Origin of the sequence: Ruminococcus sp. 1001136sp1_2201st1_G3_2201SCRN_220225, from assembly GCF_040924365.1 — a bacterium.
Taxonomy (GTDB): Bacteria; Bacillota; Clostridia; order Lachnospirales; family Lachnospiraceae; genus Blautia_A; species Blautia_A faecis.
The window spans coordinates 46,185-59,652 of the sequence record NZ_JBCOME010000023.1; the positions used below are offsets into that span (position 1 = coordinate 46,185).

Here is a 13,468-nt window from a genome sequence, read left to right on the forward strand (position 1 = left end):
GACTATTCAGCACCTGCCAAATCGTCACTTTATTATTCAGAACATTTTCACCGGATAATATTTCTTCTTCCCTGCATCCCACTGAAAAATACCTGTAAAAGTTCCGTCACTGGCGTACATGCGCACCCAGCCTTCTTTGTGCTGGGGACTCACCAGATTGTCGGACAGCGGATTTCCATTTGCCAGAAGCCTGTCCCCGTAAGAATCCGCATAAAGAGCGGGGTACTCAGCCAGAACTGCCTCTACCGGATCGATCATATCCTGGACGGTTCCATCTGCCACGGCAGCTTCCACCTGGGCAAGTGTATGGCTCTCAGAGAGAGAATACCGGCCTACCCTTGACCGGAGCAGTTCTTCCATACAGCCGCCACAGCCAAGCTTCTCGCCAATATCATGGCACAAGGTGCGGATATAGGTTCCCTTACTGCAGGTCACTCTTATTTTCACCAGTGGAAGATGAAATTCCAGAGGCTCAATCTCATAGAAGCACACCGGCCGGGCTTTTCGCTCAACTGTTTTGCCCTCTCTTGCCAGCTCGTAAAGTTTCTTTCCATTTACCTTCAGAGCAGAATACATAGGCGGAACCTGAAGCTGCTCCCCTACAAAGCTTTTCAGTACCTTTCGCACTTCCTCCTCGGTCACATTCACCGGCTTCTCTTCCAGAACTGTTCCAGACATATCCTGGGTATCCGTGTCGATTCCCAGATGAAGCACTGCCTCATACGTTTTTTCCTTATCTGTAAGAAGATCCACCAGCTTGGTGCCCTTTCCAAGAGCTACCGGCAAAACACCGGTAGCATCCGGGTCAAGAGTCCCTGTATGTCCTATTTTTTTCATATGGAGAATTCCCCGAAGCTTGGCTACCACATCATGGGAGGTAAAGCCTTTTTCCTTGTGAATTACAATGATTCCCTGAAAATCTGCCATTACTTATCCTGTCCTAAAAGCTGTTTTTCGATCTGTTCTGAAATATTATTGATAACATCGTACATGGAACCGGCCAGATCGCAGCCTGCTGCTTTCACATGTCCGCCTCCTCCGAAATAGGAAGCGATCTTGCTTACATCTACAGCACCGTTGGAACGGAGTGATACCTTAAACACCTGGCTTTCATGCTCGTAAATAAACATTGCCACTTCCACACCTTTCGTAAGACGGAGCTGGCTTACGATTCCATCCAGGTCAGACGGCTTTACACCATAGAAATCCATGTCTCTCAGCTTCATGTAGCCAACGATACATTTGCCATCCAGAAGCATAATGCTCTCTGCCAGAACACGTCCCATGACCTGATTCTGAATGTAGCTCTTCTGATAGAAGGATTCGTCAATAATATTAGAAAAATCAACACCCTTTTCCATCAGGTCACCGGCAATACGCATGGTGTCCGGAGATGTGGAGGAATACTGGAATACACCTGTATCGTGGATCATTCCGGTATAAATAGCAGTTGCAATATCCAGATCGATTTTTTCTTTGTTAAGAAGCTTATACAGAACCTCGCTGGCAGAGCTGATCTCACCATGTACGTGGTTCACATCTGCAAATCCCGGATTGCTCACATGATGGTCAATGCAGACGGTCTTTTTCGCAGAAGCGAAATAATCAGACGCTACTGCCAGACGGTCAGGAGCGCTTACATCACAGGTCACAAAAAGATCGTATTCCATAGGATCACCTGCTTCATAGTGTACCTCGTCCATGCATGCAATATGTCCGAATACCGGCTTCGGCTTCTCCAGATAGATATCTGCCTTGATTTCAGGATACCATTTCTTTATATACAGATAAAGTGCCATGCAGGAACCTACACAGTCACCATCCGGGCGAACATGTCCCCCAATTCCCATGGTCTTTACGCCATCCAGAATTTCTTCGATTCTCTCCATTCCCTTCACCTCGATTTTTACTCTTCGTCTTCAGTTTCTGCTGTATCCTGTTTTTCCCCGTCCTCACTCTCGGTGTCCTTCGAATGGTCGTGTTCGATCACGTCATCAATGAGTCTGGACATATTTACGCCATATTCAATGGACTCATCCAGAATGAAACGGATTTCCGGAGTGTTGCGAAGATTCAGGTTCTTCGCAAGCTGACGGCGGATATAGCCTTCTGCACTTTTCAGCCCTTTAATTGTGGACTGCTTGGATTCCTCGCTGCCAAGGACACTGATAAATGCCTTGCAGGTCTTAAGATCCGGTGCAACCTCCACAGCCATGACAGATGTCATGGGATGGATGCGGGGATCCTTGATCTCACCGCGGATAATGTTGCTCAGTTCTTTCTGAACTTCTGCATTGATCCTTGTATTTTTAATGCTGTTTTTTCTCATTTTTTGGTCTCCTATATGAGCGCAGGCTCTAGAGCATGTTTGAAAAAGGCTTTCTGCAAGATGTGCGTCACAATTTGTGGGAGATTTTGTCCGGATGAGGGCGCCGTAGCGGGCTACGGCAACCGAATTCGGGCAAAATCTCCCGCAAAGTGGGGCGTGCAGATTGCGGGAATGATTTTTCAAACAGGCTCTAGCAACGGAAAATTGGGGGCAATGAGCTTGCCCCCAACTGACACCTGCGATTACTACGCTCTAGCGCGGCACCTCAACCATAATATATGCTTCAACTTTATCTTCTTCTTTAACGTCATTGAAATCCTGGAATACAAGACCACACTCATAACCTGCACGAACTTCTTTGACATCATCTTTAAATCTCTTAAGGGAAGCCAGCTCACCTTCGTAGATCTGCTCCTCGTCTCTGGTGATGCGTACCTTGCATCCTCTCTGGAAGGTACCGTCAAGCACATAGCTTCCTGCGATAGTACCGATACCGGAAGCCTTGAACAGCTGACGAACCTCTGCATGACCGATTACCTTCTCCTCAAATACCGGATCCAGCATACCCTTCATGGCAGCTTCCACGTCCTCAATTGCCTGGTAGATAACACGGTACAGACGAAGGTCAACGCCTTCCTGCTCTGCCAGCTGTTTCGCTGTGGTATCAGGACGAACGTTAAATCCGATGATGATCGCATTTGATGTAGCAGCAAGGCTGACATCAGACTCATTGACAGCACCAACGCCGCCATGGATCACTCTTACAACAACCTCATCATTGGAAAGTTTTACAAGACTCTGTTTTACAGCCTCTACAGAACCCTGCACATCGGCTTTGACAATAATCGGGAGCTCCTTAAGGTCGCTTGCCTGAATCTGGTCAAACAGATTATCCAGGGAAAGTTTACCCTTAGTTTCCTCAAGAAGACGGTTCTTATTCTCGGAAACAAATGCTGCTGCAAAATTCTTAGCCTCTTTATCATTCTCAAAGGACATAAGAACCTCTCCGGCATTCGGAACATCGCCAAGACCAAGGATCTCTACAGGAGTAGACGGACCAGCCTGTTTTACACGGCGTCCCTTATCATCCATCATGGCACGTACTTTACCATTGCATGCTCCGGCTGCGATAAAATCTCCAACATGAAGAGTACCCTTCTGTACAAGGATCGTAGCAACCGGTCCTTTGCCTTTATCCAGCTGAGCCTCGATCACAAGACCTCTTGCTGCACGGTTCGGGTTTGCCTTCAGCTCAGAAACCTCTGCGGTTAAAAGGATCATTTCAAGAAGGTCATCAATGCCCTCTCCAGTCTTGGCAGATACCGGAACGAACGGAGTTGTACCGCCCCAGTCCTCAGGAATCAGCTCATACTCAGAAAGCTCCTGTTTTACACGTTCAATGTTTGCACTTGGCTTATCGATCTTGTTGATGGCAACGATGATCTCAACACCAGCAGCCTTTGCATGGCTGATAGCTTCTACTGTCTGTGGCATAACACCATCATCAGCTGCAACTACAAGAACAGCGATATCTGTGGAGTTTGCTCCACGCATACGCATGGCAGTGAATGCCTCATGTCCCGGTGTATCAAGGAAAGTGATCTTCTGCCCGTTAATATCAACTACATAAGCACCGATATGCTGTGTGATTCCACCAGCCTCGCCTCTTGTTACGTTTGTCTTACGGATTGCATCCAGAAGAGAAGTTTTACCATGGTCAACGTGTCCCATTACACAGACTACCGGTGGTCTTGAAACCATTGTGGATTCATCTTCCTCTTCCTCTTTCAAAAGTTCCTCAATTACATCTACTTTTTCTTCTTTTTCTGCAATAATATCAAATCCAAGAGCAATCTCTTCTGCCTGCTCGAAATCGATCTCGTGGTTTACCGTTACCATCTGACCTTCCATGAACAGCTTCTTAACAATTGCAGATGGCTGCATCTTCATCGCTTCTGCAAGCTCGCGGATGGTAAGCTTCTCCGGAATTGTGATCTCCTTGATCTCCGGTTTCTTCTCTTCCTGTTTCTGCTGCGGAGCAGGTTTCTGAAGTGCTTTCGGGATTCTGGACATCTGGTTTCTGCCGCCCTGGTTTGGTCTGTGTCCGCCACCTGATGTCTTATCGAAATCTTTCTTTTTATTCTTGTTCTCTCTGTCACGCTCACGCTTGCTGTCCTTGGATGTCTTGGTCAGCTCTGGTGTAAAGATTGCGTCAGATCCGCCGCTTCTTCTTGCACCGCCGGAGCGCTGTCCACCCTGGTGGTTCTGTCCGCCAAAGCGTCCTTCACTACGGTTATCTCCGTCTTTTCCTCCGAAACGTCCCTGACCTCCCTGTGGTCTTCCCTGGCCAAATCTGCTGCCATTTCCGTTTCCATTTCTATTGTCTCTGTTGTCACCGCCCTGACGGAATCCACGTCCGTTTCCATCACCCTGGCGCGGTCCTCTGTTCTGGGAATCTCCCTGTCTTACAGGTCTTCCCTGACCATCATTATTTCTGTTTCCGCGGAATCCACCCTGGCCGCCATTGCCGCCCTGTGGTCTTCCCTGGCCAAATCTGCCTCCATTTCTGTCACCACGATTGTTGTCTCCGCGATTATTGTCGCGGCCCTCGCCCTGACGGAAATTACGGTTGCCCTGGCCATTTCCCTGACGCTGCTGTCCTTCGTTTCTGTTCTGCTGTGCAGCTGGTCTCTGGGATTCTGTCCTTGGAGCTTCTGCTTTTGGTGCAGTCTGAACCGGTTTTGCCGGCTCTGTCTTCGGTGCACTTACCGGTGCGCTCTTTGGTGCTGTCTCAGCTTTTGGTGCTTCTGCCTTTGGTGCCTCAGCTTTTGGTGCTTCTGTCTTAGGAGCCTCAGCCTTCGGTGCACTTACCGGCTTCGGTGCTTCTGTCTTAGGAGCTTCTGTCTTCGGTGCTGCCTTTACAGGTGCCTCCGCTTTCGCTGCCGGCTGTGCCTGTGCTGCAGGACGTGTGCCCTGTGGACGTGCTTTTCTCTCTCCAGCTGGTTTCTTTCTGTTCTTCCCGCCGTCACTTGCATTCTGTGCATGATATACGCGGATAATATTTTTTTTCTTCTTCGGTGCCTCTGCACCGTCGCCTTCTTTCTTTACTGACACTTTCTGCTCTTCTGTCTTAGGAGTCTCCAATGTTATTCCTTTCTCCTTTCCCGTATCTATAACTTTTTTCACTCTGTTTTTATTCTCTCTGTTTTGCTTATTTCTGTCTTTGGCAGGCTCATGTGACTTTATCACCATATGCCATTCTCCCTTCACCAGTACGAGCCAGGATACGCTTTCATAAGTCTTTCGCAGCTCGTATCATCAAAAATCATTTCCCGGGAACATTTAAAAGCATTCCCTGGAACGCTTTTTCCTCTTTGGTTCAGGTCGTTTTCTCAGACAACAGTGGTATGCTCTAAAGCTCCTTCCCCTCATCCTGCAGCACCTTCATAATAGCTTCTGCAAAATTCCAGTCCTGTACAGCCAGGCTGGCACGGAATTCCTTGCCCATGGCATGCCCTAACGTTTCTTTATCTGAAAGGATATACAAGGGCACTTCGTAAAATTCACACATATTCCGGAATTTCTTCTTGGTGTTATCAGAAGAATCTCCGGCTACGATTGCCAGATATCCTTTGCCGGTCTTAATGGATTTCTCAGTGGAAAACTCTCCGCTGACTGTCTTTCCGGCCTTTGTTGCAAGTCCGATCAGGGACAGTGCTTTATTATTCTTCAATACTATCAAACTCCTTCTCAAGGCTATCATAAACCTCATCCGGGATAGCTGCTTTCAAAGAACGCTCCAGTCCGTGATTTTTTCTGGCTTTCTCCAGACACTCACGGCTCTTGCAGATGTAGGCTCCGCGACCGTTTTTCCTGCCTGTAGCATCCAGAACGATCTCATCCTCTGCGGTTTTCAACACCCTGATCATTTCTTTTTTATTCTTCATTTCTCTGCAGCCAGTACACTGGCGCATGGGAATTTTATTCTTCGTCTTCATTCTCTACCGCATCCTCAGTCTCTTCAGACTCTTCACCGGCAGCTGTTTCTTCGCTATCCTGAGAAATTTCTTCTGTAGCGGACTCCTCAGACTCTTCGTACTCGTCATCCTCATAGTACTCGTCGTCATCCTCGTCATAATCATAGAAGTCGCCGGACTCTCTTGCCTGGGTTTCACTCTTGATATCAATCTTAAATCCAGTCAGACGTGCTGCAAGGCGTGCATTCTGTCCTTCTTTACCGATTGCAAGGGAAAGCTGGTAATCCGGAACCACAACAAGTGCAGTCTTCTCATCCGGATCTGCCATAACAGCGATTACCTTCGCCGGGCTTAATGCATTCTCGATCAGGATTGCAGGATTCTCATCCCAGTTGATGATATCAATCTTCTCACCGCGGAGCTCATTTACAATCGCACTTACACGGGCACCATTTACACCAACACATGCTCCAACCGGATCTACATCAGGATCGTTGCTCCATACTGCCAGCTTGGTACGGGAACCTGCCTCACGGGCAATACTCTTGATCTCAACAGTTCCGTCCTTCACCTCAGCAACCTCAGACTCAAAGAGGCGTTTTACAAGGCCAGGATGTGTTCTGGAAACAAGGATACGAGGTCCCTTCGGTGTATCCTTTACCTCAAGAATATACACTTTGATTCTCTCAGTAGGCTTGAAGGTCTCACCCTTCACCTGCTCATTCTCAGCAAGGATTGCATCTGCCTTGCCAAGATTTACGCTTACATTATGTCCTACCACACGCTGTACAATGCCGGTAACAACTTCTTTCTCATTGCCGTGATACTGGTCAAACAGAACTTTACGCTCTTCCTCACGGATTTTCTGAAGGATTACGTTCTTTGCATTCTGTGTTGCAATACGGCCAAATTTGTCAGAGTGAACCGGTACCTTCAGGATATCGCCAACCTCTGCATTGGTATTCTGCTTCTGTGCTTCTACAAGAGAAACCTCTTCAGCAGGATCTTCTACGAATTCTACAACCTTGCGGTCTGCATATACACTGAAATCGCCTGTTTCTCTGTTAATGGTAACATGTACATTGTCAGCTTTTCCAAAATGATTCTTGTATGCCTGGATCAGGGACTGCTCAATGGCATCCAGCAAAGTTTCCTTGCTGATATTTTTCTCGCGTTCCAGTTCGTCCAGAGCACCCATTAACTCCTTGTTCATTTTTCTTATTTCCTCCTTTTTGCTTTCCAGCATAATCGCTTATTTCTTAAATCGGACATGTCGCCTACTGGCAGCATCTTCCTATATGAAAGTCAGCTGTTCCGCGCCTGTGGTACTCCCACAGCTGCCAGCCCGGACTTTCATGGTAACTTAAAAATCAATTGCCAGACGCACCAGTGCGATATCTTTCTTATCGAAAGTGCGTGGAGTTCCCTCCTCATCAATGGTCACACTGTTATTATCATATGCTGTCAGTTCACCACAAAATTCTTTCTGTTTCTCGATTGGCCGGTAGGTTCTGATTTCTACCAGTTTGCCAATGCTTCTGGCAAAATCTTTTTCTTTCTTCAGAGGTCTGTCAAGTCCCGGAGAGCTGATCTCCATGATGTAGCTGTCCTCGATGAAATCATCTTCGTCAAGCCTGTCGCTGAAAGCCCTGCTTACTGTCTCGCAGTCATTCACTGTGATTCCACCTGGTTTGTCAATGTAGCCGCGAAGATACCAGTTTCCTGCTTCCTTGACATATTCCACATCTACCAGTTCGAATCCATTGCTTTCTACGATCGGAGATAACAATGCTTCTGCTTTCTGTTCATACTCTTCTTTTCTGCTCATTTTTCCCACCTGCCTCTCTAGAGCCTTTTTCAAACACGCTCTAATCCGGTATTCGCGGTTATCACCTGCGAATGCCGCTCTGGTCCTTATCATCAAAAAGAGTGGGCTCACGCCCACTCCTTTGTCAACAAGTTCTGATTTCTTGTATTATTCTAACACCTTTAAATCCAAATTGCAAGGGCTTTTTCTTATAAATGCCCATTTTACAAGGTTTTAACCCATTTTGACAGTATTGTTAAGCTTGTTTCACCAGCAACAGCTTTTACTCTCAGCTCTTTTGAGCTTCCGCTACACAACCTGTATAACAGCCTTTTCTTCATAATCTGCTGCTTAGATTCTGGGCTTCATACCCTTGGTATCACGTTTGGCCAGCTTTACCTTGTTCAATGCATACGGCTTGTCGTGATACTGAATGGTGTACTCCTGTCTCGGTTCCACCAGATAGGCATGCTCAAGAACATCCCCGTCCCCCAGCTTCATTCCTCTTACACCAACAGAGGTCTTCTTCATAGTAGAAACATCCGTTTTCAGGATACGGAGAAAATAGCCATTCTGACTCTGGAACACCACCTGTTCCATTTCATCTGCAGGACCTACAAATATCAGCTGATCCTCTTCTCCCAGCTTGGTAGATGCAATCGTTCTCTTTGCCACATCGAATTCCTCACCTGCGACAAGCTTGCACATGGAGGTCTTAGTCACGAACAACAGGGTGGATAATTTCACCTGTCCTACAGGTGCCACATAAAGGATCTGCTCTTGGCTGCTGTCGTAGTTACTCAGGTTATCAGCCGGAGTTCCCTTGTCACGGAAGCGCACCAGCGGAATGTCTGCCACTTTGATGGAATGCATGCGTCCCATATCTGTGAAAATGCAGATCTTGTCTGTATTCATACAGGTAAAAATAAATTTATTCTCTGCATGGGCAGCCTCTTTGTTTCTCTCATAAGCATTCTTATCAATAAGGCGCATATAGCCGAAGCGGTCCATAAGGAAGCAGACCTCTGTCTCTTCCATCTTCTTTTCTTCGTAAACTGCCTCTTCTGCGTTCTCGATCACAGTTCTTCTCTTGGTGCTGTATTCTTTTTTGATTCCGTCAAGTTCTTCAATAATTACTTCACACATGGAATCATAGTTGTTCAGAATATCTTCATAAGAAGCAATATTTTTCATAGTCTGGTCATACTCTGCCTGAAGTGCCTCAATTTCCAGTCCGATCAGACGATACAGACGCATTTCCAGAATGGCTGTAGCCTGATTCTCCGTAAATTTCAGATTCTTTGCAGCTTTCTCACTGGCTTTTGACTTGAATCTGATTCCCTCTGTGATACCCTCTACCAGACACTTTTTAACCTGGTCACGGCTCTTGCTGCCTCGAAGGATCTCAATGATCAGATCGATTACATCACAGGCTTTGATAAGGCCTTCCTGAATTTCCTTTTTCTCAAGCTCTTTTCCCAGAAGAGTCTTGTACTTGCGGGTAGTTACTTCGAACACAAAATCCACATGGTGCTCAATCACCTGCTTCAGGCTTAAGGTTTCCGGACGTCCGTCTGCAACAGCCAGCATATTGACTCCGAAGGTGTCTTCCAGTCTGGTTTTCTTGTAGAGCATGTTGGTGAGATTCTCTACATCTGCATCCTTTTTCAGTTCCAGTACAATACGGATTCCTTCCTTGGAGGACTGGTTGGAAATATCCACAATATCTGTGGTTTTCTTGGTTTCTACAAGGGAGGCTACGTCGTTAAGGAATTTTCCAATATTGGCACCGATCATGGTGTACGGAATCTCGGTGATCACCAGCTGCTGGCGACCGCCTTTTACTTTTTCCACTTCCACTTTACCGCGGAGACGGAGCTTGCCGCTTCCGGTCTCATAAATATTCAGAAGATCATCTTTATTTACAACCAGACCGCCTGTAGGGAAATCCGGTCCTTTCAGATAACGCATCAGGCCTTTCACACTGATGTCGTTGTTCTTTATATAAGCCTTCACTGCATCCACAACCTCCCCAAGGTTATGAGGCGGAATGCTGGTGGCCATACCTACGGCGATACCATCTGCACCGTTTACCAGAAGGTTGGGAATCTTCACCGGAAGCACCTGAGGCTCCTTCTCTGTCTCGTCGAAGTTTGGCATAAAGTCCACTACATTTTTGTCAAGGTCTGCCAGAAAAACCTCCTGGGTCAGTTTCTCCAGTCTTGCCTCTGTATATCGCATGGCAGCGGCACCGTCTCCCTCAATGGAGCCGAAGTTTCCATGACCGTCTACCAGGATTTTGCCCTTCTTGAAATCCTGCGCCATTACAACCAGTGCTTCATAAATAGAGCTGTCCCCGTGAGGGTGATATTTACCCATGGTATCTCCAACGATACGGGCGCACTTACGATATGGACGGTCGTAACGGATCCCAAGCTCGTACATATCATACAGGGTTCTTCGCTGTACCGGCTTCAGACCATCGCGGACATCCGGAAGTGCCCTGGAAATGATAACGCTCATGGCATAATCTATATAGGATTTTTGCATCACGTCCGCATAGTCCGTGGCAATTACATTCTCCTGCTTTGTTTCCATAATCTGTTTTCCTTTCAAACACACTCTGGAGCCTGTTTAAAAAATCATTCCTGCAATCTCCCACAAATTGTGACGCACATCTTGCAGAAAGCATTTTTCAAACACACTCCAAGCTAAAATCTGAGGTTCTCCTCTTGCAAAATACTCTTCTATATTACGTTCAGACCATATTCTGCTTTTTCGTCCGAAAAATTCTGCTCTTTCGGATTTCAGCCTTCTTAAATATCCAGTTCTGCATCAGTTGCATGCTCGTAAATAAATGCCTTTCTTGGCGGCACATCGCTTCCCATCAGGATTTCCGTCACGCTGGAAGCCATACGGGCATCCTCAATTTCCACCCGTTTCATTCTCCGGGTTTCCGGATTTAAGGTTGTCTCCCAAAGCTGCTGGGCATCCATCTCTCCAAGACCTTTGTATCTCTGGAGGGTAAAGCTTCCCGGCTTGTGACTGCGGCGGTATTTTTCCAGTGCCTTATCATCATACAGGTACTCTTCGGCACCCTTCTTCGGCATTACTTTGTAAAGAGGGGGCATGGCAATATAAACATGTCCCTCATAGATCAGTTCCGGCATAAAACGATAGAATAAAGTAAGTAAAAGTGTGGAAATATGAGCACCATCCACATCCGCATCGGCCATAATCACGATCTTGTCGTAACGAAGTTTGGTGATATCAAAGTCGTTTCCATAGCCTTCGGAAAATCCGCATCCAAATGCATTGATCATAGTCTTGATCTCTGCGTTTGCAAGCACCTTGTCAATGGTGGCTTTCTCCACATTCAGGATCTTACCGCGGATCGGAAGAATTGCCTGGTAATTACGATCTCTGGCAGTCTTTGCAGAACCGCCAGCGGAATCTCCCTCTACGATAAAGATTTCACAAAGTGAAGGATCTTTTTTCTCGCAATTGGCAAGCTTTCCATTGGAATCGAAAGAATATTTCTGCTTGGTGAGAAGGTTGGTCTTGGCACGCTCCTCTGTCTTACGGATCTTGGCAGCCTTTTCCGCACAGGACAAAATGGTCTTCAAGGTTTCCAGGTTTCGGTCAAAATAGAGTACCAGCTGCTCAGACATTACTTTTCCCGTGGCGCGGGCTGCATCCTGATTGTCCAGTTTGGTCTTGGTCTGCCCCTCAAAGCGTGGCTCCGGGTGCTTGATGGAAACAACCGCTGTCATTCCATTACGGATATCCGCTCCTGTGAAATTAGCATCTTTTTCCTTCAGAATACCGATCTCACGAGCGTAAGTATTCATCACCGTTGTAAAGGTTGTTTTAAATCCGGTAAGATGAGTGCCGCCTTCTGCATTGTAAATATTATTGCAGAAGCCAAGTACGTTCTCACGAAATTCGTTGGTGTACTGAAATGCTGCTTCTACCTGGATTCCGTCAGCTTCTCCTTTCAGATAAATCGGTTCGTGGAGGGCTTCGGAATTGTGATTCAGGTCTTTGATATATCCCACGATTCCATCTGGCTCATGATAAGTGATATCTTCAGGAGTATCACCACGAAGATCCATGAAATGAATGGTAAGGTTGGGATTCAGGTATGCAGTCTCATGGAGACGGCTCTTTACTTCTGTGGATGAAAATCTTGTTTTTTCAAAAATCTCCGGGTCCGGAAGAAAATTCACGCAGGTTCCGGTCTGTCTGGTCTTGCCAAGCCTGGGGAGAAGTCCCTCTTCCAGTTCAATCGTGGGGATACCTCTCTCATAATGATCGTGATGTACAAATCCATCACGGCTGATCTTAATATCCAGATATGTGGACAGGGCATTTACAACGGAAGAACCAACGCCATGAAGTCCACCGCTTGTCTTATAAGCAGAGTTGTCAAATTTACCGCCTGCATGGAGGGTGGTAAATACAAGACGCTCTGCAGATACCCCTTTCGCATGCATATCTACCGGAATTCCTCGTCCATTATCAGTGACCGTACAGGAGCCGTCTTTCTCCAGTGTTACTTCAATTTCAGAACAGTAACCGGCCAGATGCTCATCTACCGCATTGTCCACGATCTCATAGATCAGGTGGTTCAGGCCTTTTCTGGATACGCTTCCGATGTACATTCCCGGACGTTTCCGAACAGCTTCCAATCCTTCCAGGACAGAAATACTACCCGCGTCGTAAGTGTCTTTCTTTGCCATGGTGTTAATTCCTTTCTTACTATCATTCAGACTGTTACCAGTGAACAGTAACTTCAGACTCTGCTGTCCCATATTCTTCTTTTATGCATCCAGTGTACCGACAGGATTGTTCGAGAAATCAACTTGTAAGTGCACGAAATAACTGCTCATTTCATTTACAGCTCTACATTTCATGATGCACTGTCTGGGCTTCAGCATTTATTCCAATGGTTGTGAAAAGCGGACAGTATGTCCGCTTCTTTTCCATTCTTATCTTCTGTTCAAACATTCGTTCTATATCATACCCCAGTTTATGGTATTTTTGCAAGTAAAATTTGGGTTTTCTATTTTGTTTAAAATTTTTTTGACACCGCAAACCCGCTTATTTCCTGGCTTTTTTCGGAGTTTTTCAATTTTTCGCAAAAAAAATAAAAAAAGTGCTTGCATTCTCCTGCAAAGTAAGATATACTAAGCGAGTCGGTTGACAAGGCCAGTTGGTCAAGGGGTTAAGACGTCGCCCTCTCACGGCGAAAACACGAGTTCGATTCTCGTACTGGCTGCTTTATTTTCCGACAAATTGAATACATATGTTAAGCGAACCGCTTACATGGCCAGTTGGTCAAGGGGTTAAGAC

At 46.5% G+C, this 13,468-nt stretch carries 10 protein-coding genes, 1 tRNA gene and 2 pseudogenes; 3 read left to right on the top strand and 10 right to left on the bottom strand.

The features are described 5' to 3' along the window. Nucleotides 1–36 precede the first annotated feature (36 nt). The 3 genes from truB to rbfA are packed head-to-tail and all read right to left on the bottom strand — an operon-like array spanning nt 37 to nt 2,329. Nucleotides 37–927: a tRNA pseudouridine(55) synthase TruB gene (gene truB / locus AB5642_RS09245; RefSeq protein WP_368371556.1), complete on the bottom strand. Its 891-nt coding sequence runs from the start codon at nt 925–927 to the stop codon at nt 37–39. Further along, on the bottom strand, nt 927–1,889 hold the full coding sequence (locus AB5642_RS09250; RefSeq protein ID WP_368371557.1) for a bifunctional oligoribonuclease/PAP phosphatase NrnA: 963 nt from the start codon (nt 1,887–1,889) through the stop codon (nt 927–929). The genes truB and AB5642_RS09250 overlap by 1 nt, the downstream gene beginning before the upstream one ends. Before the next feature lie 17 nt (nt 1,890–1,906). Next, the gene (gene rbfA, locus AB5642_RS09255) at nt 1,907–2,329 is read right to left on the bottom strand and encodes a 30S ribosome-binding factor RbfA (RefSeq protein WP_368371558.1); all 423 of its coding nucleotides are present in this window, start codon (nt 2,327–2,329) and stop codon (nt 1,907–1,909) included. 15 nt (nt 2,330–2,344) lie between these two features. Between rbfA and AB5642_RS09260 the strand changes: the two are divergent. After that, nucleotides 2,345–2,515, top strand: a pseudogene (locus tag AB5642_RS09260) (DUF6783 domain-containing protein); the annotation flags it as partial. Between the two features lie 66 nt (nt 2,516–2,581). On the opposite strand, the gene infB reads toward AB5642_RS09260, so the two are convergent. The 6 genes from infB to AB5642_RS09290 form a co-directional block, all read right to left on the bottom strand. Next, the gene (infB, locus tag AB5642_RS09265) at nt 2,582–5,581 is read right to left on the bottom strand and encodes a translation initiation factor IF-2 (protein WP_368371559.1); all 3,000 of its coding nucleotides are present in this window, start codon (nt 5,579–5,581) and stop codon (nt 2,582–2,584) included. Nucleotides 5,582–5,741: 160 nt separating this feature from the next. Beyond that, nucleotides 5,742–6,062, bottom strand: a complete 321-nt coding sequence (locus AB5642_RS09270) for a ribosomal L7Ae/L30e/S12e/Gadd45 family protein (RefSeq protein WP_148462358.1) — start codon at nt 6,060–6,062, stop codon at nt 5,742–5,744. After that, nucleotides 6,052–6,327: an RNase P modulator RnpM gene (locus tag AB5642_RS09275; RefSeq protein ID WP_148462361.1), complete on the bottom strand. Its 276-nt coding sequence runs from the start codon at nt 6,325–6,327 to the stop codon at nt 6,052–6,054. The genes AB5642_RS09270 and AB5642_RS09275 overlap by 11 nt, the downstream gene beginning before the upstream one ends. After that, a complete protein-coding gene (nusA, locus tag AB5642_RS09280; RefSeq protein WP_148462362.1) occupies nt 6,311–7,519 on the bottom strand; it encodes a transcription termination factor NusA in 1,209 nt (402 codons plus the stop codon). The genes AB5642_RS09275 and nusA overlap by 17 nt, the downstream gene beginning before the upstream one ends. Before the next feature lie 150 nt (nt 7,520–7,669). Beyond that, nucleotides 7,670–8,134 (bottom strand): ribosome maturation factor RimP, encoded by a 465-nt coding sequence (gene rimP / locus AB5642_RS09285; RefSeq protein ID WP_118578686.1) that lies wholly within the window; start codon nt 8,132–8,134, stop codon nt 7,670–7,672. A 330-nt stretch (nt 8,135–8,464) separates the two neighbouring features. Then, on the bottom strand, nt 8,465–10,711 hold the full coding sequence (locus tag AB5642_RS09290; protein ID WP_148462364.1) for a DNA topoisomerase (ATP-hydrolyzing) subunit A: 2,247 nt from the start codon (nt 10,709–10,711) through the stop codon (nt 8,465–8,467). 50 nt (nt 10,712–10,761) lie between these two features. Between AB5642_RS09290 and AB5642_RS09295 the strand changes: the two are divergent. After that, nucleotides 10,762–10,824 (top strand): annotated as a pseudogene (locus AB5642_RS09295) (DUF6783 domain-containing protein); the annotation flags it as partial. Nucleotides 10,825–10,929: 105 nt separating this feature from the next. Here the strand turns inward: AB5642_RS09295 and AB5642_RS09300 are convergent. After that, nucleotides 10,930–12,855, bottom strand: coding sequence for a type IIA DNA topoisomerase subunit B (locus AB5642_RS09300; RefSeq protein WP_148462366.1), 1,926 nt, complete (start codon nt 12,853–12,855; stop codon nt 10,930–10,932). A 467-nt stretch (nt 12,856–13,322) separates the two neighbouring features. Between AB5642_RS09300 and AB5642_RS09305 the strand changes: the two genes are divergently transcribed. Continuing rightward, a tRNA-Glu gene (locus tag AB5642_RS09305) sits at nt 13,323–13,394 on the top strand. Nucleotides 13,395–13,468: the final 74 nt, after the last annotated feature.

Excerpts from the sequence above, each read along its gene's own strand:
- truB (WP_368371556.1), bottom strand. The coding sequence starts at position 927 with ATGGCAGATTTTCAGGGAATCATTGTAATTCACAAGGAAAAAGGCTTT.
- AB5642_RS09250 (WP_368371557.1), bottom strand. The coding sequence starts at position 1,889 with ATGGAGAGAATCGAAGAAATTCTGGATGGCGTAAAGACCATGGGAATT.
- rbfA (WP_368371558.1), bottom strand. The coding sequence starts at position 2,329 with ATGAGAAAAAACAGCATTAAAAATACAAGGATCAATGCAGAAGTTCAG.
- infB (WP_368371559.1), bottom strand. The coding sequence starts at position 5,581 with ATGGTGATAAAGTCACATGAGCCTGCCAAAGACAGAAATAAGCAAAAC.
- AB5642_RS09275 (WP_148462361.1), bottom strand. The coding sequence starts at position 6,327 with ATGAAGACGAAGAATAAAATTCCCATGCGCCAGTGTACTGGCTGCAGA.
- nusA (WP_148462362.1), bottom strand. The coding sequence starts at position 7,519 with ATGAACAAGGAGTTAATGGGTGCTCTGGACGAACTGGAACGCGAGAAA.
- rimP (WP_118578686.1), bottom strand. The coding sequence starts at position 8,134 with ATGAGCAGAAAAGAAGAGTATGAACAGAAAGCAGAAGCATTGTTATCT.
- AB5642_RS09290 (WP_148462364.1), bottom strand. The coding sequence starts at position 10,711 with ATGGAAACAAAGCAGGAGAATGTAATTGCCACGGACTATGCGGACGTG.
- AB5642_RS09300 (WP_148462366.1), bottom strand. The coding sequence starts at position 12,855 with ATGGCAAAGAAAGACACTTACGACGCGGGTAGTATTTCTGTCCTGGAA.